The 22,503-nt window shown below is 74.4% G+C and carries 19 protein-coding genes; 9 read left to right on the forward strand and 10 right to left on the reverse strand.

From position 1 onward, the window contains the following. Positions 1 to 200 precede the first annotated feature (200 nt). Entirely contained in the window at positions 201 to 392 is a 192-nt protein-coding gene (locus tag ACIP4P_RS09810) for a hypothetical protein (protein WP_400916511.1), read from the reverse strand. A gap of 168 nt (positions 393 to 560) precedes the next feature. Between ACIP4P_RS09810 and ACIP4P_RS09815 the strand changes: the two genes are divergently transcribed. Then, positions 561 to 1,499: a restriction endonuclease gene (locus tag ACIP4P_RS09815; RefSeq protein ID WP_400916513.1), complete on the forward strand. Its 939-nt coding sequence runs from the start codon at positions 561 to 563 to the stop codon at positions 1,497 to 1,499. A gap of 261 nt (positions 1,500 to 1,760) precedes the next feature. Here ACIP4P_RS09815 and ACIP4P_RS09820 read toward each other — a convergent pair whose 3' ends face one another. The 5 genes from ACIP4P_RS09820 to ACIP4P_RS09840 form a co-directional block, all read right to left on the reverse strand. Beyond that, entirely contained in the window at positions 1,761 to 2,969 is a 1,209-nt protein-coding gene (locus tag ACIP4P_RS09820; protein ID WP_400916515.1) for a sensor histidine kinase, read from the reverse strand. Beyond that, positions 2,966 to 3,775: a response regulator gene (locus ACIP4P_RS09825; RefSeq protein ID WP_400916516.1), complete on the reverse strand. Its 810-nt coding sequence runs from the start codon at positions 3,773 to 3,775 to the stop codon at positions 2,966 to 2,968. The genes ACIP4P_RS09820 and ACIP4P_RS09825 overlap by 4 nt, the downstream gene beginning before the upstream one ends. Next, positions 3,772 to 4,623: a hypothetical protein gene (locus tag ACIP4P_RS09830; RefSeq protein ID WP_400916518.1), complete on the reverse strand. Its 852-nt coding sequence runs from the start codon at positions 4,621 to 4,623 to the stop codon at positions 3,772 to 3,774. The genes ACIP4P_RS09825 and ACIP4P_RS09830 overlap by 4 nt, the downstream gene beginning before the upstream one ends. A gap of 206 nt (positions 4,624 to 4,829) precedes the next feature. Further along, positions 4,830 to 5,672 (reverse strand): class F sortase, encoded by an 843-nt coding sequence (locus ACIP4P_RS09835; protein ID WP_400916521.1) that lies wholly within the window; start codon positions 5,670 to 5,672, stop codon positions 4,830 to 4,832. Next, positions 5,665 to 6,153: a hypothetical protein gene (locus ACIP4P_RS09840; protein WP_400916524.1), complete on the reverse strand. Its 489-nt coding sequence runs from the start codon at positions 6,151 to 6,153 to the stop codon at positions 5,665 to 5,667. Before ACIP4P_RS09840 ends, ACIP4P_RS09835 begins: the two co-directional genes overlap by 8 nt. Positions 6,154 to 6,839: 686 nt before the next feature. Between ACIP4P_RS09840 and ACIP4P_RS09845 the strand changes: the two genes are divergently transcribed. Then, a complete protein-coding gene (locus ACIP4P_RS09845; RefSeq protein ID WP_400916527.1) occupies positions 6,840 to 8,588 on the forward strand; it encodes an ABC transporter ATP-binding protein in 1,749 nt (582 codons plus the stop codon). Here the strand turns inward: ACIP4P_RS09845 and ACIP4P_RS09850 are convergent. Beyond that, positions 8,578 to 9,486: a hypothetical protein gene (locus tag ACIP4P_RS09850; protein ID WP_400916529.1), complete on the reverse strand. Its 909-nt coding sequence runs from the start codon at positions 9,484 to 9,486 to the stop codon at positions 8,578 to 8,580. The two genes, ACIP4P_RS09845 and ACIP4P_RS09850, sit on opposite strands and share 11 nt — an antisense overlap. 205 nt (positions 9,487 to 9,691) lie before the next feature. On the opposite strand from ACIP4P_RS09850, the gene ACIP4P_RS09855 reads away from it, so the two are divergent. From ACIP4P_RS09855 to ACIP4P_RS09865, 3 genes are all read left to right on the forward strand, one after another. After that, complete coding sequence (locus tag ACIP4P_RS09855; protein ID WP_400916532.1) at positions 9,692 to 10,960, forward strand: MFS transporter; 1,269 nt, start codon at positions 9,692 to 9,694, stop codon at positions 10,958 to 10,960. 182 nt (positions 10,961 to 11,142) lie between these two features. Further along, on the forward strand, positions 11,143 to 11,376 hold the full coding sequence (locus ACIP4P_RS09860) for a hypothetical protein (RefSeq protein WP_350518738.1): 234 nt from the start codon (positions 11,143 to 11,145) through the stop codon (positions 11,374 to 11,376). 203 nt (positions 11,377 to 11,579) lie between these two features. Beyond that, positions 11,580 to 12,107, forward strand: a complete 528-nt coding sequence (locus tag ACIP4P_RS09865) for a methylated-DNA--[protein]-cysteine S-methyltransferase (protein WP_350518739.1) — start codon at positions 11,580 to 11,582, stop codon at positions 12,105 to 12,107. Between the two features lie 57 nt (positions 12,108 to 12,164). Here the strand turns inward: ACIP4P_RS09865 and ACIP4P_RS09870 are convergent, their stop codons facing one another. Next, complete coding sequence (locus ACIP4P_RS09870) at positions 12,165 to 13,217, reverse strand: ATP-grasp domain-containing protein (protein WP_400916536.1); 1,053 nt, start codon at positions 13,215 to 13,217, stop codon at positions 12,165 to 12,167. A gap of 329 nt (positions 13,218 to 13,546) precedes the next feature. Between ACIP4P_RS09870 and ACIP4P_RS09875 the strand changes: the two genes are divergently transcribed. Next, positions 13,547 to 14,968 (forward strand): family 2B encapsulin nanocompartment shell protein, encoded by a 1,422-nt coding sequence (locus ACIP4P_RS09875; protein WP_350518741.1) that lies wholly within the window; start codon positions 13,547 to 13,549, stop codon positions 14,966 to 14,968. A 274-nt stretch (positions 14,969 to 15,242) separates the two neighbouring features. After that, a complete protein-coding gene (locus tag ACIP4P_RS09880; RefSeq protein WP_400916538.1) occupies positions 15,243 to 16,292 on the forward strand; it encodes a family 2 encapsulin nanocompartment cargo protein polyprenyl transferase in 1,050 nt (349 codons plus the stop codon). A 125-nt stretch (positions 16,293 to 16,417) separates the two neighbouring features. On the opposite strand, the gene ACIP4P_RS09885 is transcribed toward ACIP4P_RS09880, so the two are convergent. Beyond that, entirely contained in the window at positions 16,418 to 17,458 is a 1,041-nt protein-coding gene (locus ACIP4P_RS09885) for an NAD-dependent epimerase/dehydratase family protein (RefSeq protein WP_400916541.1), read from the reverse strand. A gap of 173 nt (positions 17,459 to 17,631) precedes the next feature. Between ACIP4P_RS09885 and ACIP4P_RS09890 the strand changes: the two genes are divergently transcribed. Both ACIP4P_RS09890 and ACIP4P_RS09895 read left to right on the forward strand, forming a co-directional pair. Next, positions 17,632 to 18,969 (forward strand): DUF1254 domain-containing protein, encoded by a 1,338-nt coding sequence (locus ACIP4P_RS09890; RefSeq protein ID WP_400916543.1) that lies wholly within the window; start codon positions 17,632 to 17,634, stop codon positions 18,967 to 18,969. Between the two features lie 62 nt (positions 18,970 to 19,031). After that, a complete protein-coding gene (locus ACIP4P_RS09895; protein WP_400916546.1) occupies positions 19,032 to 20,366 on the forward strand; it encodes a DUF1254 domain-containing protein in 1,335 nt (444 codons plus the stop codon). Positions 20,367 to 20,412: 46 nt separating this feature from the next. Here the strand turns inward: ACIP4P_RS09895 and ACIP4P_RS09900 are convergent, their stop codons facing one another. Then, complete coding sequence (locus ACIP4P_RS09900) at positions 20,413 to 22,335, reverse strand: sigma-70 family RNA polymerase sigma factor (protein ID WP_400916549.1); 1,923 nt, start codon at positions 22,333 to 22,335, stop codon at positions 20,413 to 20,415. Between the last annotated feature and the right edge of the window lie 168 nt (positions 22,336 to 22,503).

A 22,503-nucleotide genomic window follows, 5' to 3' on the forward strand; every position in this document is an offset into this window, starting at 1 on the left:
CAGATTGCCGGCGTCAAAACCCTTAAATCTTGCGTAGATTGACCGGTGTCGCGCGTAGATAGCTCTCACCACGGGAGGTGCAGGCCGGCGGGCCTGAGCGACCTCGCTGGTAGCTAGTGATGGGGAGGGGCCCGGAGTGCGCCAGGTGCGGCTCCGGGCCTGCGGCGCGTCTGGCTTGGGCGGCCGCGGCGCTTGGGTCGCTACTCCTTCTTGGAGGACACGAGCAGCCCCGCCACGGCCGTGGCGGCGAGCAGCGGGCCCCCGACCGGGGGTGCCGCCAGGGTGATGGCGAAGGTTGCCACCCCCGCCGCGCCGACCGCCATGTAGAAGCGCGCCTTGGGCGAGAGCGGACGACGCGGCGGACGGTTGGGCTCGATGTCGTGTGCGGGCATGGATCCCCCTTGGGAGGCGGCTTGCTGCGCACCCTGTCTGGGCACGGCCTGTGTCCGAATCGTATACCGAAATCTGGCATCAGATTCGCATTTCTGTGCCCCGCCTTCGTGATCGGCGTAGACTGCGGGGCGCCGTGGTGGATGCGCGGCTGGAAGGGAGGCATGTCCATGACGGACATCGGCCTGGGAGAGGTGCCCGGGAGCAAGTGGGTCCTGCAGCCAGGTGACGAGATCGAGCGGAAGCAGTTGCACTCGGTCTACGGCGGTCGGACGCAGGGTGGCATCGGCCCCTCGGCTCGGACGCCGAACGTGATGATCTTTGCTGACCCAGTCGCCGGCGAGAAGTTTGGCTACTACGACGGGTGGATGCCGGACGGGCTCTTCCACTACACCGGCGAAGGCCAGTACGGCGATCAGCGCATGCTTTCCGGAAACGCCAGCATCCTGAACCACCAGGCCGAAGGTCGAGCGCTCCGTGTTTTCCAAGGAGCACGCGGCAGGGTCAGGTACGTAGGTGAGTTCGCCGCGGACGGGTGGTACCAGGCTGATGCCCCAGAGTTCGGCGACGGTCCGCTTCGGAAGGTGATCGTGTTTCGCCTCCGCCCGCTCGATATCGAGCCGCAGCGGCCAGCAACAAAGCTGGGTCGAATCCTAGAGAGCCAGCAGACGCAGGTGCAGACCCTTGGGATCGAGCAACAGGAGACCGAGAAGTCCTTCGTGGACCCAAGCCGTGATCCCTATGAGGCTGAACGGCGCGAAGCGAAGCTCGTCCTAGCGTTCAGTGACTACCTGCGATCCCGTGGACATGAAGTCGTACGACAGATGATCCTTCCGACGGGCGAGAGCCGTCCGCTATTCACGGACCTCTACGACTCAGCTCAGGGCTTGCTGATCGAGGCCAAGGGCAGCGTCACCCGCGAAAACTTCCGGATGGCGATCGGGCAGCTCGCCGACTATGGCCGCTTCGTCGAGGTGAAGTCGAGCGCCATTCTGGTGCCGAGTGAGCCACGCGAAGACCTGCTCGAACTTGCGAAGAGCCAAGACGTCGCAGTCATCTGGCCCGAGGGTAAGGGGTACGTAGGCACCCGGCCAGACCTGCTCAACTAACCGGCTTCTCGGCGTTCCGTTGACCAGCCCCGTGCCACAGGCGTGCCAGAACGGGCGGTACGTGGCGGTCAGTTGCGGGTGCTGGCGGTGCGGTGGGCGGGTGACCAGCAGGCTAGCTAAGTCGCAGGTCACGCTAGGTGCCGAACGCCTGCCGTTGTAAAGCGGGGGTCGTCGGTTCGAACCCGACAGGGGGCTCAGTGCTGGAATGCCGGAAGGGCCGGCCCGATCGTCATCGGGTCGGCCCTTCCGGCGTTGTGGGGGTCAGTCGGGCGGGAGGGTGAGGGTGGCGAGGGCGCCGCCGGTGGGGTGGTTGGTGAAGGTGAGGGTGGCGCCGATGACGCGGGTGTGGCCGGTGGCGATGGTGAGGCCGAGGCCGTGGCCGCGGCCGCGTTCCGGGGCGTTGGTGCGGAAGCGCTGGGGGCCGTGGTGGAGGAGGTCGTCGGGGTAGCCGGGGCCGTGGTCGCGGACGGTGATGCGGCGGCCGTCGACGTGGAGTTCGACCGGGCCGGCGCCGTGGCGGTGGGCGTTGAGCAGCAGGTTGCCGAGGATGCGGTCCAGCCGGCGCAGGTCGGTGCGGACCTGTTGGCCGGTGGTGTCGGCGGCGATCTCGACGGCGACGTCCAGGCCGGTGAGGGTGACGGTGCGGCGGACGGCGCGTTCCAGTGGGACGGCGGAGAGGTCGGGGGACTCGACGTCGGCGTCCAGCCGGGAGACCTCCAGCAGGTCCTCGACCAGGGCGCGCAGGGCCTGGACCCGGTTCTGCACCAGTTGGGTGGGGCGGCCGGGCGGCAGCAGTTCGGCGGCGGTGACCAGGCCGGTGAGCGGGGTGCGCAGTTCGTGGGCGACGTCCGCGGTGAAGCGCTGTTCGTCCGCCAGCCGGCGGTGCAGGGTGCGGGACATCAGGTCGACGGCGGCGGCGAGGTCGGCGACCTCGTCCTTCCCGTCGACGAGTTCGCCGATCCGGGTGTCGGTGCCGCCGGCCGCGATGCCCCGGGCGGCGGTGGCGGCGGTGCGCAGCCGGCGGCTGATCCGGTCGGCGACCAGCACGCCGGCCAGCACGGTGGTGAAGACCGCGGCGACGACGGTGATCAGGATGATCCGGTCCAGGTCGGCGATCGCCCGGCGGTCCTGGGTGAAGTCCAGCCGGACGGAGAGCACCCCGCCCCGGACCGGGCCGGCCGCCCACATCGCCTCGCCCTGGGCGTCGGTGGCGAGCAGCGAGCCCTGCCGGCCGCCGGCCGCGAGCTCGTGCAGCCGGGTGGGCAGGACGGGGTCGTCGAGGGCGGCGCCGGGGACGGCCATGCCGCGGCCGTAGTCGGTCAGGGCGGTGCCGAGGGCGGTGAGCGCCGAGGACCGGGCCTGGTCGACGTGCTGACGGATCATCGCCTGGTGGACCAGCAGGCCGACGGCCACCGCGACCAGGACGGAGATGGCGGCGACGGCGGTGGCGATCTGGCGGCGCAGGGTCATGCGGGACGTCGCAGCTTGTAGCCGAAGCCGCGGACGGTCTCGATCCGGCCGGAGCCGATCTTGGCGCGCAGCCGCTGCACGTGGACGTCCACCACCCGGGTGTCGGCGCCCCACTCGTAGTCCCAGACCCGTTCCAGCAGCACGGAGCGCTCCAGCACGATGCCGGGCGCGGCGGTGAACTCCAGCAGCAGCCGCAGTTCGGTGGGGGTGAGCGGGACGAGTCGGCCGTCCACCCGCACCTCCATGCTGTCGGTGTCCACCTGGAGGCCGTCGAGGTTGCGGACGGCGGGGGTGGCGGCAGCGGGGGCGGCGGACGGGGCGGCGGCAGCGGGGGTGGCGCCCGGGGCTGCGGACGGAGGGGCAGGCGGGGGAGGGGTGGTAGACGACGGAGCGGTCGGGGCGGGGGCGGTCGGCGGGGCCACCGGGACGCGGCGCAGCACCGTACGGATCCGGGCGACCAGCACGGCGCTCTCGAACGGTTTGACCACGTAGTCGTCCGCCCCCGCCTCCAGGCCGGACACCACGTCCACCGGGTCGGTGCGGGCCGACATCATCAGGATCGGCAGCTGGCTCTCCTCCCGGATCCGGCGGCAGAGGCCGACCCCGTCGAGCAGCGGCAGCATGACGTCCAGCAGCAGCAGGTCGGGGCGGACGGCGTGGAAGGCCTCCAGCCCCTCCAGGCCGTCGGCGGCGGTGGTGACCGGGAAGCCGTAGCGCTCCAGGGCCATCCGGGTCGCCTCCCGGATCACCTCGTCGTCCTCTACGAGCAGGATGTGCGGCTGGGCGGGGGCGGCTGCGCTGGTCATCGCTTGGCTTCCGGTTGGACGGCGGGGGCGGACGGCTGGGGGGTGGGCTGGGCGGAGCGTGCGGGCGGGACGACCGCGCCCGGGCCCGGTTTCGGCCCGGCGGTGGGGCGCGCCGGGGCGGGTGCCCGGTCGGCGCCGGTGACGGACGGCTGGTCGCCGCCCGGTTCGGCGGACGGGAGCGGGCCGACGCCGTCCACCTGTCGCTCGACCAGGGTGAGCCGACTGCCGTCCCAGTGGTAGCGGCTGGTGGTCCGGGTGGAGAGGGTGGTGGACTCGTACAGCAGCAGGTCGGAGTCGACGGTCGCGGCGCCGAACTGCGGCTGCACCTGGACCCGCAGGATCGGCAGGACGCGGTCGCCGGCGAGGGTGTAGACGTGCAGCACCACCTGCCCGGGGGTGGTGACGACGGTGATCAGCTCGGGCCGTCCGTCGCCGGTGAGGTCGCGGAACTCCGGGGCCCGCACCCCGCAGTCGGCGCAGGAGTCGAGGGCGCGCCGTTCCTCCGTGCTCACCGCCGGGTCCTTGGTGAGGAGGGCACGGACGTCGACCGCGGTGAGGTCGTGCCCGGGGACGGTCAGGTCGGGGACGGGCTGCGGCGGGGCCTGGGTGGTGGAGCCGGCGGCGGGCGGGGTGGTCGGCGGCGGGGCGGTGGCCAGGTCGGGCCAGAGCGGTTTGGCGGACGCCGGCGGGGTGACCGCCGAGCGCGGACCGTCGTCCCGCAGGCCGCCGGGGGCGGGGCGGCCGAAGGCCAGGACGCCGAGGACGGTCAGCACGGCCAGGGCGGCGAGGGCGGCCGCGGACACGGCGCCGGGGCGGCGGCGGAGCGGGGGCGGGGACGGTGGTGCCACGGTCGGTGCTCGTCCTCCTCGTCCGCGGTGGTGCGGTGGTCGCTGCGGTGCTCTCTGTGGGTCCCGGGGGTGCCAGTGGTCCCCATGATTCTCGTGGTTCCGGTTGTAGCGGTACTGCTCCGCCGGTGGTAGGTCGCCCGGGCGGCGACCGCCGGTTCCGCCCCGGACCGGTGGTTCCACCCGGCCCCGCCCCGGGCGGGGCCGGGTCAGGCCGGGTCCGCCAGGACGATGATGTTGTCCGTCCAATGGCCGTCCGGGCCGATCCGCCCGCCGCAGGTGATCAGCCGCAGCGCGGGCCCGGGGGTGTCGCCGTAGACCGTGTCGGTGGGGAAGCGGTCCTTGGTGGCCTGGATCAGGCTGCGGACCTTGAAGTCCACGGTGCCGCCGTCCGCGCGCCGGATCCGGAGCAGGTCGCCCGGGTGGAGTTCCGGGAGGTGCTGGAAGACCGCCGGGCCGTGCTTGGTGTCGAGGTGCCCGATCAGGACGGCGGGGCCGTTCTCGCCCGGGGTGGGGCCGTTGCGGTACCAGCCGACCTCGTCGGCCCGGTCGGCCGAGGGCACCTGGACGGTGCCGTCGGTGTTCAGGCCGAGGTCGGTCACCGGGGCGTCCACCTTGATGGCGGGGATCAGCAGGCGGGTGGGCGGGGAGGCGGTGCGGGCGCGGTCGGCGGTGGTCGGCGCACCGGCCGGCGTGGTGGGGGTGGTGGCGGCGGGCGCCGGGTCGTGGCCGGAGGTCTCGATCCGCACCACCGGGGTGTCCCGCCCGGAGAGGGCGAGCGAGACGCCGAGGGTCAGGCAGAGCAGGCCGGCCGTGCCGAAGACGGTCCGCTGCAGGACGTTCGGGCCGGGCCGGGCGGCGCGCCGCCGCCCGCGGCCGCCCCGCCGGTCGCCCGCGGGCCCGTCGGCGCCCCGCCCGTCGGTGCGCCGTCGGCCGGTCCCCCGCCGGTCGGTCCCCGCCCCCCGGGGCACCCCGGCGCCGCTTCCCCGCCCGGCCGGGTGCGGGGGAAGGGCGCCGGGGTGCCCGGCGGACTCGGGACCGGTGTCAGCCACGCGCACCGGAGCGGCGACGCAGCAGGGCGAAGCCCAGCGCACCGGCGCCGACGGCCGCGACGGCGCCGCCGCCCGCCAGCATCAGGCCGTTGCCGTCCGTCGCGCCCGAGCCGTCACCGGCCTGGGCGGCACCCTTCGGCACCTCGCGGACCTGCGGCTGGCCGCCGGCCGGGGCGGGGGTGGGCTGACCGGTGGCGCCCGGGTGGGCCGGCTTGGCGGTGCCGACGACGCCGGGGGCGGCGGCGGAGCCGGGCTCGACGGCCGCCGCGGAGGGGGTCGGACGGGCCGAGGTCGCGCCGGCGGCCGACCCGTCGGCGGGGGCGGCGGTCGGCTTGGCGGAGGCCGGCTGCGGGGTGCCGTCGGCCCAGGCCTGCCCGCCGGTGACGACGGTCACCAGCGCGGCGCCGGTCAGGGCGCAGACCGCCAGCATGCGACGGGCGGGCGAACGGTCGGTGCGGGTCCGGCGCGGGGTCCTGCTCATGGGCGGTTCTCCTTGGTCTGCGTCACGCCCGGCCGGGGGTGGCCGGTGCGTCGCCAGCGACAGTAGGAGCGCCGTGTCGCGGTGCCCGCCCGGCCGCGTCACGGCCGCCCATCGGCTCCGTAACGGTCTTCGCGGCGCCCGTAACGGTCTTTGCGGCGCCCGTGACGATCGGCGGGCCCGTGACGATCGGCGGGCCCGTGACGATCGGCGGGCCCGTGACGACGGGCGCCTTGGCGGGCCGGGCCGGTGCTCGCGAATTTTCTCCGCGCACGCACTGAGCACCCCCGCCCGCTCGTCCGTATCCCTCGGTGGGGGAGAAACCGGGGCGACCCGGGGAAGGTTCGATCAATCAGGGGGCCGATCGAGAGAAGGGTGGCAGCCATGAGTGTGCTGTCCAACCTGGTGCCGTCGCTGTGGCGTGGCCGCGGTGGACGCGGTTACGGCGGTCGTGGCGGACGCAGCTACGGCGATGACTGGTACGACCGGGACGACTACGGTCGTGGTCGTGGTCGTGGTCGTGGTCGTGGGCGTGGTCGGGGCCGTCGGCACGGCCGGTACTGACGGCTGACGGACCGATGATGGCGTAGGGCCAGGACGAGCCGGTGTGGTCACCGCGGCAGTGGTTGGCCGTCGATACGGGCGAGGGAGAGGACCGGGCTGATCCGGTCGTCTCTCCGGCCCCGGCGGTGTCGTTGCGGCGGACCTTCCGGCGGTTCTGGCCCTACACCCGCGGGGGACGGCGCTGGCTGGTGCCGTTGCTGGTGCTCGTCCTGCTCGGACCGGTGGTCGACGCGGCGATGATCTGGCTGTTCAAGATCGTCATCGACGACGTGCTGGTGCCGCACCGGTACGGACTGTTCCTGCCGGTGGCGCTGGCGTACGCCGGACTGGCCCTGCTGGCCGGCGCGTTGGGCTTCGTGGACGAGATGGCCTCGACCTGGGTCAGCGAACGCTTCCTGCTCGAACTGCGCGCGGACGTCTTCCAGCACCTCCAGGACCTGCCGCTGAGCTTCTTCGAACGGCGCCGACTGGGCGACGTGTTGTCCCGGGTGACCTCGGACATCGAGGCGGTCGAGACCTTTCTGCTGTCCGGCATCCTGGAAGCGGTCGCGTACGTCGCCGAACTGGCGGTCTTCCTGGGCGTGTTGTTCTACCTGCGCTGGGACCTGGCGCTGACCGCACTGGTGGTCGTGCCACTGTTCTGGGTCACCGCCCGGCACTTCTCGGCCCGGGTGAAGACGGCTTCCCGCGAGCGGCGGCGGCGCAGCGGCTCGGTCAGCGCCCTCGCCGAGGAGACGCTGGGCAACGTCGCCCTGGTGCAGGCGTACAACCGGCAGGACTGGGAGCAGAACCGGTTCATGCGGGAGAACCTGGGCCGCTTCCGGGCGACCATGTCGGCGACCCGGCTGCGTGCGACGTTCACCCCGATCGTGGACATGCTGGAGCTGATCGGCGGCCTGATCGTGCTCGGGCTGGGCGCCTGGGAGATGGCCCACGGCCGCCTCACCCTCGGTGAACTCCTGGTCTTCGTGGCCCTGTTGACCCGCCTCTACGAACCGATCCACGGGATCGGGCAACTCAGCAACGCCTTCTTCTCCGCCGCGGCCTCCGCCGAGCGGATCATCGAACTGCTGGACCAGCGCCCTCAGGTGGCAGATCCGCCGCGGCCGTTGCGCCCGGCCCGGGTGCGCGGGGCGGTGGCTTTCGACGGGGTGCGGTTCAGCTACCCGGACACGGTCCGGGCGGCGCTGGACGACGTCTCCTTCCGGGCCGAACCGGGCGAGACGGTGGCGCTGGTCGGGGAGAGCGGGGCGGGCAAGTCGACGATCGCCAAGCTGCTGCTGCGCTTCTACGACCCGGAGCGCGGATCCGTCCGACTGGACGGGACGGACCTGCGCGAACTGGCGATGGCCGACCTGCGCGAGCACATCGCGGTGCTGCTCCAGGAGACCCTGGTCATCCACGGCACCATCCGGGAGAACATCGCCTACGGCCGCCCGGGCGCCACCGACGCCCAGGTCACGGCGGCCGCCCGGGCCGCCGACGCGCACGAGTTCGTCAGTCGGCTGCCGGAGGGCTACGACACGGTGGTGGGCCAGCACGGACGGTTGCTGTCCGGCGGCCAGCGCCAGCGGATCGCGATCGCCCGGGCGATGATCCGGGACGCGCCCGTGCTGCTGCTCGACGAGCCGACCACCGGGCTGGACGCGGAGTCGGGGCGGCGGATCCTGGAGCCGCTGGGACGGCTGATGAGCGGCCGTACGACGATCATCATCTCGCACAACCTGCTGACCGTACGGCACGCCGACCGGATCATCCTGCTGCGCGAGGGCCGGGTCGCGGCCAGCGGTAGCCACACCGAACTGCTGGCCCACGACGACGGCTACGCCCGGCTCGACCGCGCGGCCGGACTGGCGACCAGGCTCAACCGCTGACCCGCCCCCGCCGGGCCGTGGTCCCCGCCCGACGCCCCGCCCGCAGCTGCCGCAGCGTCCACTCCTCCCCGAGCAACCTGGCCCGGGCGCCGAAGAGTTCGGCCGCCCGGCGGTACGAGAGCCGCGCGCGACCGGTGTGCGGGCAGCGGTCGGCGGCGGGGGTGCCGGTCCGGGCCCGGCGGTCGGTGAGGAAGAGCGGGCCGCCGGAGCGGCCGGCGATCAGCAGCGGGAGCAGCCGGGCGGTGCCGGCGCCCCAGTGGATCCGGGCCCGGCCGGGCCGGGGGTGGGTGCGGCGGCCGGGCAGGTCCAACTGGTCGGTGTTCAGGGCCAGTACGGCCTCGATGCCGGCGCCGGACTCGTGCAGCAGGTGCCAGAGGGTCTGTTCGCGCAGTGGGGCGCGGCCGGCGAACAGGGTACGCAGCTGCTCGGGGGTCAACGGCGTCGAACCGGCCTCCCTGACCGCGACCCCGACCGCAACTCCGGCGGCGTCCCCGCTGCCGGGATGGGCCGCTCCGCGCAACGCTCCGGGCAACGGCCCGGGCCGCAGCCCGACGCTGGGGTCGCCGTCGATCCAGCCCCGGCCGCGCCACCAGGCCACGGCCGCCCGCAGGGTGGAGAGTTCGCGGCTGAGGGTGCGCGGGTCGGTGTCGGCGCCGCGTCGGGCGACGGCGGTGCGCAGCCGGGCGGCGGCGTCCGGGTGGTCGAGCAGGGCGAGCGGCAGCACGGGCGGGCGGGCGCGCCGGCGTTCGGGGCCGGTGGGGGCGGGCCGGTCGGCGAGTGCCCAGGCCCAGGTGTCCAGCGCGATCCGGTAGATCCGCCGGGAGCCCTCGGTGAGCCCGGAGGCGGCGAGGTAGCGCTCGACGGCGAGGCCGTACTCGACCGGGGGGAGTTCCGTCACGTGCGCCGCCTTCTGCCGCAGTAAATGCCCGAGGAACCTTTCACTCAAGGGTATCCAAGGAGCGCAGTAAACCGCAGGTGAATCGGCTTATGGAGAGCGATTTACTGCGGCAGTGAGGAATTCCGGAGAAATTGATGCCACCAGGCTCAGGTTTTTCCCGGAAACCCTTGAACCCGGTTCCCGCCCCGCCGCAGACTGGCTGTCCATGGCAGTGGAAACAGAACGGATCCGGGCCCGCCGAAGGCCGCTCGGAGACCGTCTCGCCGTGCTGGGCGAGCGCGAATTCACCCGCTTCTTCATCGGCTACACGACCTCCCTCCTCGGCTCCTCGATGGCGCCGGTCGCGGTCGCCTTCGCGGTACTGGACGGCGGCGGGACGGGCACCGACCTCGGTTGGGTGATGGCCGCCCGGATCCTCCCGCTGGTGCTGGTCCTGCTGGCCGGCGGGGTGATCGCCGACCGGCTGGGCAGCCGTCGGCTGATGCTCGGCTCGGACGTGCTGCGCGGCCTGGTCCAGGCGCTGTTCGCCGCGCTGCTGGCGGCCGGGCACGCGCCGGTCGGGGCGATGGTGGTCCTGGTGGCGGTCTGGGGGATCGGGGAGGGGCTGTTCATGCCCGCCCTCGGCGCGATCGTGCCCGACCTGGTGCGCCGCAGGGAGCTGCTGGCGGACGGCAACACCCTGCTGGGCCTGTCGCGTTCGGTGTCCACGGTGGCCGGGCCCGCGCTGGCCGGCCTGGTCACCGCGACCCGGGGGCCGGCCGCCGTGCTGCTGATCGACGCGCTGACGTACGGGGTCGGCGCCCTCGCGCTGGCCGGGCTTCGGCTCCCGGACCGCCCACCCGCGGGCGGCGGGGGCTCGGTGGTCCACGAACTGCGGGCCGGCTGGTCGGAGTTCGCCGCCCGCCCGTGGCTGTGGATCACCACCGCGCAGATGGGCCTGTTCAACCTGCTGGTCTGGGCCCCGTTCCTGGTGCTCGGCCCGCTCACCGCGCAGCGGGAGCTGGGCGGCGCCCGGGCCTGGGGCCTGGTGATGGGCCTGTACGGGGCCGGCGCGGTGCTGGGCGGGCTGCTGATGCTGGGCCGTCGCCCCGGCCGCCCGCTCGCGCTGGCCACCGCGGCCGGCCTGCTCTGGGCGCTGCCGTCCGCCGCGCTGGCGGCCGGGGCGGCGCTGCCCTGGGTGGTCGCGGGCGCACTGGTGGCGGGGGTCGGCTCGGCGGTCTGCGGGAGCCTGTACGGCACGACGATGCAGCACTGGGTGCCCGCGGCCCTGCTGGGCCGGCTGACCTCCTTCGGGGCGCTCGGCTCCTTCGTCCTCGGTCCGCTCGGGCTGGCGGCGGCCGGTCCCGCCGCGGCCCGGTTCGGCACCGGCGGGGTGCTGTTGCTCGGGTCGGTCTGGCAAGTGGTGGCCGGGGTCGTAGTGTTGGCCGTACCGGCCGTACGGAATCGTCGCTGGGAGGAAGGCCCGGACACCTGACGCACCCCTCGGACGGCTCCGGGGCGCACCCCCGGCCACCGGTGCGGCCCACCGCGCACCGTGCCCGGCCGGCCCCGGAGTACCGCCGGTCGCTCCGCCCACGCGTGCGTGCCTCCGCGGCGGGCGGGGTGGCCGGGACGGTCGTACGGTGGAGGCACGGGGGTGACGGAGGAGGTTCGATCATGCCCGGTTCGCTCACCATCGGCCACCACCAGGCCGCGGCCACCCTGGACCACGAGACCACGGAACGGCTGGCCACCGTCCTGGCCGACCTGGCGTACCTGCTGGAGATACCGGGGCCGGACCGGATCTCCGACGCCCAGGTCGCCGTCCTGTGCGAGGGACGCAGCCCGGACCGCTCCGAACTGGTGCACTGGTGCGCCTCGACCGCCCGCACGCTGAAGCGGCAGCTCTGACCGGAGCGACCCCGGCCCCGACCGGAGCGGCCCAGACCGCCCCGGCCCGGACCGCCCCGGCCCCGACCGGCCCGGTCGGTGGCCCGCCCCGCCCGCCGTACGATGGCGAGTGGGGCGTGCCCGCCCCCTGGCCGCCGGGAGCCCCGGCGGTCGGACCGGTGGAGGGTGGGGGCCCGAGCGTGTCGCAGTCCCGGTCGTCGTCCGTGTCCTGGCTGACCGTGCCGACCCCGCTGCCCAGCGGCCCGATGCAGATCGGTGTGACGCCGCTGGGCGTGGCCGCGGCCGGCTACGGGGTGCGGGCGGACGCGGCCCCGCCGTGCACCGACCCGGCGAAGTCCGACGCCGTCACCGAGCGGATCGGCGCCTACCTGGCGGGCCGCACCCGTGAGTTGGGCCTGCCGATCGACTGGAGCCTGAGCTCCGGACCGCACCGCACGGTGCTGCGGACGCTCTGGGAGCAGGTGCCGTACGGCCGGACCGTCACCTACGGCGAACTGGCCGCCCGCAGCGGGGTGTTCGAGGACGTCACCGAACCCGGCCTGGCCGCCCGGACGGTCGGGCAGATGATGGCCGCCAACCCGGTCGCCCTGCTGGTGCCCTGCCACCGGGTGGTGGCGGCGGACGGGATCGGCGGCTTCGGCGGCGGCCGGGTCGGGATCGAGGTCAAGCGCTGGCTGCTCACCCTGGAAGGGGTGTTGGAGCCGACGCTGGACTGGACCGGCCCGCTGTAGCCACCGCGCCCGCCATGCCTTCCGTGCCCGCGCCGACCGCCAGGCCTGTCAGGCCCGTCAGGCCCGCCGGGCCGGTACCGCGGCGGTGCGCGGCAGCACCGGCTGGATCCCGGACACCAGCGTGTACTCGACGCCCTCCACCGACGCCGCCGGCACCGCGCGGGCCTCGACCCGCTCCCCGAGCGCCAGCCGCACCGCGTCCCAGGCCAGGTTGAGCCCGCACAGCCGCAGTTGGTACAGCCCGGCGGCCGGGCGGGTGTTGACGTCGATCACCACCGGCCGCCCCTCCCACTGCCGGAACTGGACGTTGCTCAGGTACGCCATCGCACTCGCCCCGACCAGCCGCCGCACCGGTTCCAGGTGGCGTTCCGCGGTGGTGAAGCCCCGGCGGCGCCCGTCCTTGGTGCGGCCGACCACGGTGAGCGGGCGGCCGTCCCGGTCGGCCAGGCAGTCCACCGAGACCTCCGGCCCGTCCAGGTACGGCATCACCAGCAGGTCGACGTCGTGCCCGGGCACGGCCAGTGCCGCCGCCACCTGCCCGACCTGCACCCGGTGGTCCCAGCCCCGCAACCGGGTTGGGCCGTACGGCTCCCGGGTGAGCACCCGGAAGCCCGCGCCACCCGCGCCGGTGGTGGGTTTGAGGCAGGCGGTGTGCCCGTCGCCCTCGATCCGGTCGACGGCGGCCAGCAGTTCGTCCGGGGTGCGGACCCGCCACCGGGGCGGGGTGGGCAGTCCGGCGGCGTCGATCGCGGTGTAGCCGTCGGCCTTGCTCCGGAAGGTCGCGATCGCGTCGGCGGGCGGGCAGAGCAGGGCGGTGCCGATCGCCTCGAACTCCGGCCGGGCCAGCGCGACGGCGAGCTGGTGGAGTTGGGGGAGGAAGACGTCGACGGCGTGCCGGGCGCAGTAGTCCAGGGCGTAGTCGACGTAGGCGTCGGCGGGCAGGTCGGCGGGTTCGGGGCCGCCGTGGTCGGCGGCGGCGAGGACCGGCGAGTCCGGGTCGGCGTGGGTGGCGTGGACCACCACCGGGCGGGCGGCGGTGCGGAGTTGCTCGATGAAGAAGACGTTCTCGGAGTAGGTGCGGTTCAGCCAGACCCGTACGGGTGAGGTCATGCGACGCCTCCAGGACCGTAGTTGACGAAGGGTCAGGGCACCCTAGCGGCCTGTTCGACGGCTTCGAACGGTGGGGTCGACGCGTACGGGAGGTGTCAAGGGGTGACGCGGACGGGGCGGTCGATGGGGGAAGATGGGGCCCGGCATTCCGATCAGTTCGAATAAAAAGTCGAACAGATATCGATCAGGTGATCTAGTCGTACTATTTGTTCGGTTATTCGGAACCACTCGAATGAGTGATTGCGGTCAGCCTCCGAACGGGCCCACCATGAAGCTGCAACATGAATGTGCAAGGCGACACTTCATCGGGTTTGCGAAGGGCTCCCCATATGTCGACCGAAACCAATGCCGGTGTTCCTGCTCCGGGCGCGCAACCGGAGATCCGGCAGCAGCAGTCCCTGAGCACGGCGGGCGCGCGGAACCTCGCCACGACCACCAAGTCCGCGCCGCAGATGCAGGGCATCAGTCCGCGCTGGCTGCTCAAGATGCTGCCCTGGGTGCAGGTCTCCGGCGGTACGTACCGGGTCAACCGCCGACTGCGTCACAAGGTCGGCCGCGGCCGGGTGAGCTTCGTCAAGACCGGTTCCGAGGTGCGGGTCGTCCCGCAGACGCTGGCCGAGGTGCCGGTGCTGCGCGGGTACGAGGACGAGGCGGTGCTGCAGGAGCTGGCCGGCCGCTTCGTGCAGCGCCAGTTCAACCCGGGGGACGTCCTGGTCAGCGCGGGCGCGCCGATCACCGAGGTCTTCCTCATCGCGCACGGCAAGCTCGACCGCCTCGGCACCGGCAAGTACGGCGAGGAGACGGTGGTCGGCACCCTCGCCGACGGTGACCACCTGGGCGACGAGGCGCTCCAGGAGGAGGACGGCGTCTGGCCGTACACCGTCCGCGCCGCCACGGCCGGCACGGTGATGGCGCTCACCTGGCCCTCCTTCCAGGAGCTGCACGACCGCTCCGAGTCGCTGCAGCTGCAGATCATGGAGTACCTGAACGGCTTCCAGCAGGCGCAGAACAAGCACGGCGAGGCCGCGATCGACCTCTCCGCCGGCCACCAGGGCGAGTACGACCTGCCCGGCGCCTTCGTGGACTACGAGCTCAAGCCGCGCGAGTACGAGCTGAGCGTCGCGCAGACCATCCTCAAGGTCCACAGCCGCGTCGCCGACCTCTACAACCAGCCGATGAACCAGACCGAGCACCAGCTCCGGCTGACCATCGAGGCGCTGCGCGAGCGCCAGGAGCACGAGCTCGTCAACAACCCCGAGTTCGGGCTGCTGGAGAGCGCCGAGTACGACCAGCGGATCCAGACCCACTCCGGCCCGCCCACCCCGGACGACATGGACGAGCTGCTCAGCCGCCGCCGCAGCACCAAGATGTTCCTGGCCCACCCCAAGGCCATCGCCGCCTTCGGCCGGGAGTGCAGCAAGCGCGGCCTCTACCCGGGCACCGTCGAGGTCGAGGGCAAGCACATCGGCTCCTGGCGCGGGGTGCCGATCTTCCCGTGCAACAAGATCCCGATCGTCGGCGGGCACACCAGCTCGATCATCGCGATGCGCGTCGGCGAGGACAACCAGGGTGTCGTCGGCCTGCACCAGACCGGAATTCCGGACGAATACCAGCCGAGCCTTTCGGTGCGGTTCATGGGAATCGACGAGAAGGCCATCATTTCGTACCTGGTGAGCGCCTACTACTCGGCCGCGATCCTCGTCCCGGACGCCGTCGGCGTGCTGGAGAACGTGGACATCGCCCAGCGCTGAGCCGCCGGCCCGGCGCTGAGCCGCCGCGCTGAGCTGCCGCGCCCACTGAGGATCCGCTGCGCATCCGCGCCGTCCGACCGGGGAGATCCGCCCCGGCCGGGCGGCGCGCTGCGGCGCGTACGGCCACCGGCCCGCCGCCTCGGAGCCGCCCTGCGCAGCAGAGCCGCCCGCCGCCTCAGGCCCGCCCCACGCCTCAGACACGCCCCAGCACCACCCGACCGCCCCGACCGGGCCGGCCGGCCCACGACAGGCGCCCTACAGGGGGAGAACACCCATGACGAGCTCCACGCTGGAGCGGGACCACAAAGAGGGCCACGAGGCGGCGGACATCCTCGCCCGCGCCCGCGGGCTGGTCGACCCGGTCCTGCGGGCCGCCGTCGACTCGCTGCCCGGCACGATGCGCAAGGTCGCCGGCTACCACTTCGGCTGGTGGGAGGCGGACGGCACGCCCTCCGAGTCCTCCTCCGGCAAGGCGATCCGCCCGGCCCTGGTCCTCGCCGCCACCCAGGCCCTCGGCGGCACCCCCGCCAGGGCCGCCGCCGCGGCCGCCGCGGTGGAGCTGGTCCACAACTTCACCCTGCTCCACGACGACGTCATCGACCGGGACGAGACCCGCCGTCACCGGCCCACCGCCTGGCGGGTGTTCGGCACCACCGAGGCCATCCTGGCCGGCGACGCGATGCACTCCCTCGCCCTGCGGCTGGTCGCCGAGGACGCCCACCCGGCCGCCCGGGGCGCGATCCGCCGGCTCGCCGACTGCGTGGTCGAACTCTGCGAGGGCCAGCAGATCGACTGCGCCTTCGAACAGCGCAACGACGTCTCGCTCACCGAGTGCCTGGCGATGGCCGAGGCCAAGACCGGCGCCCTGCTCGGCGCCGCCTGTGCGATGGGCGCGCTGTACGGCGGCGGCTCCGAGGAGGCGGCGCAGGCGATGGACGGCTTCGGCCGGGAGATCGGCCTGGCCTTCCAGCTGATCGACGACCTGATCGGCATCTGGGGGGACCCGACGGTCACCGGCAAGCCGGTCGGCGCGGACCTGGTCGCCCGGAAGAAGTCGCTGCCGGTGGTCAAGGCGCTCGGCTCGGGCACCCCCGCGGGCGCCCGGCTCGCCGAGCTCTACGCGCTCGAACGGTCGCTCAGCGCCCAGGAGTTGGCCGACTGCGCGGCCGCCGTGGACGCGGCCGGCGGACGCGGCTGGGCGCAGGGCGAGTCCTGCGAGCGGATGGCGGCGGCGATGGCGCAGCTGGCCGCGGCCGTCCCGGAGCCGGCTGCGGCCGACGAACTGCTGGCGCTCGCCGAGCTGGTGACCCGCCGCACCCACTGAGCACCGGCTGCGCACCCACTGAGCGGCCGCTGCGCACCCCGCTGCGCATCTGCTGAGCCCGTTCGGAGTGGGAAGTCGGCCGGTCCGACTTCCCACTCCGGCGCCCCGCGACGCCTCCGCACCTCTCAGCCGTACGCGGCCAACAGCCGCTGCTCCTTGGCCGGTTCGATGCCCTGCCGGGCCGGCCATCCCGGCGCGCCCTTGCGCCCTTCGGCGTCGGTGTCCTCGACCGGCCCCCGGGTGCGCAGCCACTTCCAGGTGTCCCGCGCGGTCTCCGCGAAGGGGCGGCAGCGCAGTCCGGCCGCCCGGGCGCGGCTGCTGTCGACCTCCCAGATGTACGCCCAGTCCAGTAGGTCCGGTGCCCAGAAGGGGAGTTCGCTCCAGGGCTCGACCCGGTCCGGCCCCTCGGCGAGCAGCGGGCCGTCGTCCACCCGGACCAGCTCGGTGCCGACCGCGCCCGCGACCTCCCGGCAGGTCTCCAGCCACTGCCCGAAGGTGAGCAGCCCGGGCGGCGCGGTGGTGAGGAAGCGTCCCGTCGTCCCGGCCGTCGACAGGTCGAGCCCGAAGGCGGCGAAGTCCCGGACGTCGATCACCTGGATGGTCCGGCCCGGGTCCCCGGGCGCGAGCACCCGCCCGCCGCGGGCCATCCGCTCCAGCCACCAGGGCAGCCGGCCGCCGAACTCGTACGGTCCGACCAGCAGCCCGCTGCTGAGCACCAGGCTGCGCCCGGCGCCGAAGCCCTCCGCCACCGCCCGCTCGCAGCCCGCCTTCAGCTCGCGGCCGAACGGCTGGTCGGGCGGGGTGTCGGCGGGGCAGGGGAGGAGCGGGGAGTCCTCGGTGATCACCTGGGTGGCCCAGTCGGTGTGGGCGTGCACCGAGGAGACGAAGGTGTAGTGGTCGGCCCGGTCGCGCAGCAGTCGTGCGGAGAGCGCGGCCTGCGCCGGCTGCTGGGCGGAGGTGTCGACGACGGCGTCCCATCGGCGGCCCCCGACCAGCCGGGCGAGATCCTCGGCGCTGTCGCGGTCGCCCCGGACGGCCTCGACCCCGGGCAGGTCGGGGGCGCGGCGGCCGCGGTTGAAAGTGGTGACCTGATGGCCGCGGGCGAGTGCTTCGACGGCGTAGGCCCGTCCCAGGAAGGACGAACCCCCGAGCAGGAGGATCCTCATACCGTCCAGCCTGTCCAGGGTGCCCCGCCGGTACGCCCGGGTTAGCGCCGAGCAGAGCGCCCGGCCCCACCGCCCGCCGCCCGGCCCCGCTGTCCGACATGCCACCCCACCCCACCCCCCTTAGCATCCCAGATGTACCGATCTGCCCTGATTCGGCCTGGGAGAACGACAGCATGGTCAACCCGGCACTCGTCGATCCGGCCACCATCCGCACGACCGCGGCCGAGGCCTGGATCCGCGCCCACCCCATCCTGCGGAACTACCGCACCCTCTACGCCCAGGCCGTGGACGACGCGGACCCCGGCTACGTCGGCGGCTTCGGCGTCTTCCGCCACACCACCCGACCGGCCACCCCCGCCGACACCGACGCGGTCACCCCCGACAACGACACCCTCCCCTCCCGCGCCTGGCTCGACCTGCGCGCCGAGCCCTGGGTGCTCTCGGTCCCCGCCGAGGAGCGTTACCACGTCCTCGCCGTGCACGAACTCGACACCCTCCAGGCCGGGTTGATCGGCTCCCGGACCACCGGCCGGCAGGCCGGGGACTACCTGGTGGCCGGTCCGGACTGGCAGGGGGAGACCCCGCCCGGCATCACCGGCGTGATCCGCACCGCCACCCGACTGGTCGGCGTCCTCGCCCACACCCGCCTCACCGGGACCGCCCCCGCCGACCTCGCCGCCCTGAAGGCCGTCCAGGAGCGGTACCGGCTGCGCCCGCTGCACGAGTACGCCGGCACCCCGGCCCCCACCCCCGCGCCGGAGCCGGTCTGGCCGGTCTGGCGCGACGAGGTCCTGGACGGCGTCGAGTTCCTCACCTTCCTCGACTTCCTGCTCGGCTTCTTCCCGCTGACCGATGAACTCCCGCCCGCCGAAGCCGAGTTGCGCGGCCGTCTGACCGACCTCGGGATCGACGGACGGGGCGAGTTCGAGCCCGCCGTCCTCCCGCTGGAGGTCCGCGCCGAGCTCGACCGCGGGATCGCCGACGGCCGTGCCCGACTGACCCGCGCGGTCGCCGAACTCCGCGACTCCGTAAGCCTCTTCGGCACCCGCGCGGAACTCGGCGGGGACTTCCTCCGGCAGGCCGTCGGCGCCGAGCTCGGCCCGTACGGTCTGCCCACCGAGGAGGTCTGGTACGGCCGTTGGGCCGCGGACAGCGAGGGCCGCCGCCCGCCGGACGCCGGCGACCGCGACCACCTGATCCGCTTCGCCCCGGACGCCCTGCCGCCGGCCCGCTTCTTCTGGTCCGCCACCGCGTACGCGCTCCCCGGCCACCGGCTGGTCGCCAACCCCCTGGACCGCTACTCGGTCGGCGGGCACACCCCCGGCCTAGTCCACGACCGGGACGGCGGCCTCACCCTCTACGTCCAGCGCGAACGCCCCGTCGACGCCGAGCACTCCGCCAACTGGCTGCCCGCCCCGGACGGTCCGTTCGCCGTCGTGCTCCGGATCCACGGCCCGGAGGCGTCCGTCCTGGACGGCCGTTGGCAGCCTCCGCCGCTCACCCCGCGCTGACCCGCCCCACGCCGCCCCGCGCCGTCCCATCCCGCCCCGCCCGCACCGACGAAGGACCCCCGATGAACCTGCCCGAGCTGGAGGCCCTGGCCGCCGACGCCTATGTCTACGGCTACCCGCTCGTCGCCGGCCTCACCATGGTCGAGCGCTTCGCCAAGGGCGGCCTGGGCACCCTCCCGGCGGCGCCGTTCAACCACTTCAGCCACGCCACCCGGCTGGCCGGCCCCGGCGACCACTTCGTCTCGGTCAACAACGACACGGTCTACTCGATCGCCCAGCTCGACCTCTCCGAGGGCCCCCAGGTGCTGCACGTCCCGGACACCGCCGGCGCCTACTACGTACTGCAGTTCCTCGGTGCCTGGACCGACAACATCGCCTACCTCGGCAGCCGCGCCACCGGCACCGACGCCCAGACCTGGCTGGTCGTCCCGCCCGACTGGCACGGCACCGCGCCGGATCCGGACCGGGTGATCGAACTGCCCACCACCGTCGGCACGATCGTCGGCCGCTTCGCCTGCAACGGCCCGGACGACCTGCCCCGGGTCAAGGCCCTGCAGGCCGGCCTGCAGCTGGAGCCGCTGGAGCCGGGCGGCCTGGTCGCCGGACTGCCCGAGCCCGACCCGGAGGTCCCCGAGCGGCTGGCCTTCTTCGAGCGCCTGCGGGTGTGGATGCAGGCCTTCCTGCCGGCCACCCCCGACATCGAGTACCAGCGCCGCTTCGCCCCGCTCGGCCTGCTGGACGACGGCGCCTCCCCGTACCGCGCGGCGGCCGCGGAGTGGACCCTCGCGCTCGCCAAGGGCCTGGCCTCCGGGCGCGAACGGGTCGAGGACGCCACCCGCCCGCCCGAGGAGCACCCGCTCGGCGAATGGCGCTCCGCGCTGCACCTCTTCGACTACAGCATCGACCACCTGGGCCCCGGCACCCTGGACGACCCCGAGTGGCGGATCCCCGACCGCCGCGCCGCCTACCTCAGCCGTGCCGCCGCCGCCCGGGCCGGCCTCTGGGGCAACCACGCCTACGAGGCCTCGTACGCGACCACCTACGACGACTCCGACGGCCGCCCGCTCACCGGCGCCAACAGCTACACCCTGCGCTTTGAACAGCCCCCGCCGGCCCACGCGTTCTGGTCCGTCACGATGTACTCGGTGCCGGACTACTACCTGGTGGAGAACCCGATCGACCGCTACTCGATCGGCGACCGCACCCCGGGCCTGGTCCACGACCCGGACGGATCCCTCACGATCACCCTCCAGCACGAGCCGCCCGAGGACCCGACCGCCGCCGCCAACTGGCTCCCCACCCCCCTCGGCGAGTTCCGCCCGATCATCCGCCTCTACCGACCGGAACCCGTGGTCCTGGACGGCACCTACCGGATCCCCCCGATCCACCGCTCCTGACCTTCCGCCGCCGACCGCACCCCGAGGCCCCCGCGCTAGCACGGCGCTAGTGCCCCGAAGCTGTCCCCGCCCCCGTCGGGTGCGGGGAGGCGCCGCCGGTCGGGGCCGCCGTGGGCGTCGGTGTCGGCGCACCGCTCGGTGATCCGGAGGGCGACGGCGAGTCCGTCCGGCTCGGCGTCGGGGCCGGGGTCGGTGAAGCCGTGGCCGGCGCCGAGGAAGGTGCCGAGGAAGGCGCCGACGAAGAAGGAGCGGAAGGCGGGGCGGACGGCCCGGGCGAGGCGCCCGACGACGGCTCCGCCGAGGAGGACGCGGACCCGCCCCGGTCCTGCGGCCCGCCCTCCAGGGTGACCACCGCCTCCGAGGGCGGCAGCGCGATCCGGGCGGTCCAGTGGCCGGCCGGCGCGAGCTCCTCGTCCACGGTGACGATCACGGTGATCCGCTGCCCGGAGGCCAGTGTCCCCGCGTCGCGGCTGAGCCGGAGCCAGCCGGCGTCCGTCACGGCGTGCCAACGGATCTCCGTGGTACCGGAGTTGGTGAGCGTGAGCACCGTCCGGTTGCCGTACTCCCCGGCCTCGACGGTGAGCAGTCCGGCCGGGGCCGGGTCGCCCGGGCCCGGGGCGGAGGCCCGTTCGGCCGGGGGGACCGGGGCCGCGACCAGGGCGGGGCTGCCGAGCGGGGTCGCGCCGAGGGCCGGGACCGGGACCAGCGGCCCCTGCAGGGTGAGTCGCGGAGAACCGTGCAGCAACGTTTCTGCAGCGTTTGTGCCGCCCCCGACGCCCCCGCCGCCCGCACCCCGGTCGCCCGTGCCCGCCAGCTCCAGCCCCGGCACCCCCGAGCCCACGACCGCCGCCGCTCCCGCCGCCACCGCGGCCCCCGCCGACCACGGCGGCCGCTGCCCGGCGTCCCGGCCGGGCCCGTCCACCCGCACCGCCGAGACCGAGGCCGCCGTCCCCGCCCCGCCGCCGCCCCGGTGCCCGGCCCAGAGCGCGACCACCGGCGCCGCCAGGACGGCCGCGAGCACCCCGGTGGTCACCACCCGCCGCCGGACCGCCAGCCCCCGGCCCGCGTCGGGCGCCCGGTGCCGGGGGAAGCCGCCGTGGTCGAACCGCAGCCCCGGCTCGGCCGCCGCCGCACCCCGCCGCCGCCCCAGTGCCCCGGCCGGGGTCGGTCCCACCACCCCGGCCGGGGTCGCCGCCCCGCCGGCCACCGGGGGCGCGGCCAGCAGCGGCAGCCCCGACAGCCCGGCCGCACCCTCCGCCGCCTCCCCGGCGGCCACCCGCTCCGCCGTCCCGCGACAGGTCGGGCAGTCCACCACGTGCTGCACCAGCTCCCGCCGCAGCGCCGGGCCGAGCACCCAGTCCCGCCAGGACTCCGCTCCGGCCCCGCCCAGCCGGTCCAGCTCGGAACAGCTGCCCACCCCGAGCACCAGCAGCGCCGCCCTGGTCCGGGTCACCTCGGCCTCGGCGGCCACGAGCAGCCCGCGGGTCCGCTCGAACGGCAGGCCCAGGACGGCCGCCACCTCCAGCGGGGTCAGCCGGTGCCGGACGGACAGCTCCAGCGCCTCGCGCTGCTCCGGGTCCGTCCCGGCCGCCTCCGGCCAGGCGAGCGAGGCCAGCTCGCGCCGCCGCCGGACCGCCTCGACCTCGTCCACCTCCGCCGTGAGCCCCGCCGCAGGCCCAGACCCCGCCCCCGCCCCGGGCTCCGTCCCGGCGCCCGTGCCGCCGTCCGCCAGCCGTCGCAGGCAGCAGTACCGGGCCAGCGAGAACAGCCAGGCCCGCACCAGTCCGGGCTCGGCCAGCCGGGCGCCGTGCCGTCCGGCCAGTTCGCGGACCTCGCGCAGGGCGTCGGCGGCCGCGTCGTGCTCGCAGAGCACCGAGAGGCAGTAGGTGAACAGGCCGTCCACCTGCCGGTCGTACGCCGCGAGCACGGCGTCCGGCGCCCCGACGGGCCCAACAGTTCGCGTTGTCACCCGTCCGACGGTAGGGACACCGGGCGGCCCGACCCCGCCATTCACCGCGTATGTACTTCTTTCGGGTAACAACATCGCCCATCTGTGTGGGCGCCCGCCCCGCACCGGCGCGCCCCCGCCGGGGCACTCCGTCGCGGACCACGGCTGTCACACCCAGCCGCTACCGTG

Source organism: Kitasatospora sp. NPDC089509, from assembly GCF_044749365.1.
Taxonomy (GTDB): Bacteria; Actinomycetota; Actinomycetes; order Streptomycetales; family Streptomycetaceae; genus Kitasatospora.

Excerpts from the sequence above, each read along its gene's own strand:
- ACIP4P_RS09810 (WP_400916511.1), bottom strand. The coding sequence starts at position 392 with ATGCCCGCACACGACATCGAGCCCAACCGTCCGCCGCGTCGTCCGCTC.
- ACIP4P_RS09815 (WP_400916513.1), top strand. The coding sequence starts at position 561 with ATGACGGACATCGGCCTGGGAGAGGTGCCCGGGAGCAAGTGGGTCCTG.
- ACIP4P_RS09820 (WP_400916515.1), bottom strand. The coding sequence starts at position 2,969 with ATGACCCTGCGCCGCCAGATCGCCACCGCCGTCGCCGCCATCTCCGTC.
- ACIP4P_RS09825 (WP_400916516.1), bottom strand. The coding sequence starts at position 3,775 with ATGACCAGCGCAGCCGCCCCCGCCCAGCCGCACATCCTGCTCGTAGAG.
- ACIP4P_RS09840 (WP_400916524.1), bottom strand. The coding sequence starts at position 6,153 with ATGAGCAGGACCCCGCGCCGGACCCGCACCGACCGTTCGCCCGCCCGT.
- ACIP4P_RS09855 (WP_400916532.1), top strand. The coding sequence starts at position 9,692 with ATGGCAGTGGAAACAGAACGGATCCGGGCCCGCCGAAGGCCGCTCGGA.
- ACIP4P_RS09860 (WP_350518738.1), top strand. The coding sequence starts at position 11,143 with ATGCCCGGTTCGCTCACCATCGGCCACCACCAGGCCGCGGCCACCCTG.
- ACIP4P_RS09870 (WP_400916536.1), bottom strand. The coding sequence starts at position 13,217 with ATGACCTCACCCGTACGGGTCTGGCTGAACCGCACCTACTCCGAGAAC.
- ACIP4P_RS09875 (WP_350518741.1), top strand. The coding sequence starts at position 13,547 with ATGTCGACCGAAACCAATGCCGGTGTTCCTGCTCCGGGCGCGCAACCG.
- ACIP4P_RS09880 (WP_400916538.1), top strand. The coding sequence starts at position 15,243 with ATGACGAGCTCCACGCTGGAGCGGGACCACAAAGAGGGCCACGAGGCG.
- ACIP4P_RS09885 (WP_400916541.1), bottom strand. The coding sequence starts at position 17,458 with ATGAGGATCCTCCTGCTCGGGGGTTCGTCCTTCCTGGGACGGGCCTAC.
- ACIP4P_RS09890 (WP_400916543.1), top strand. The coding sequence starts at position 17,632 with ATGGTCAACCCGGCACTCGTCGATCCGGCCACCATCCGCACGACCGCG.
- ACIP4P_RS09895 (WP_400916546.1), top strand. The coding sequence starts at position 19,032 with ATGAACCTGCCCGAGCTGGAGGCCCTGGCCGCCGACGCCTATGTCTAC.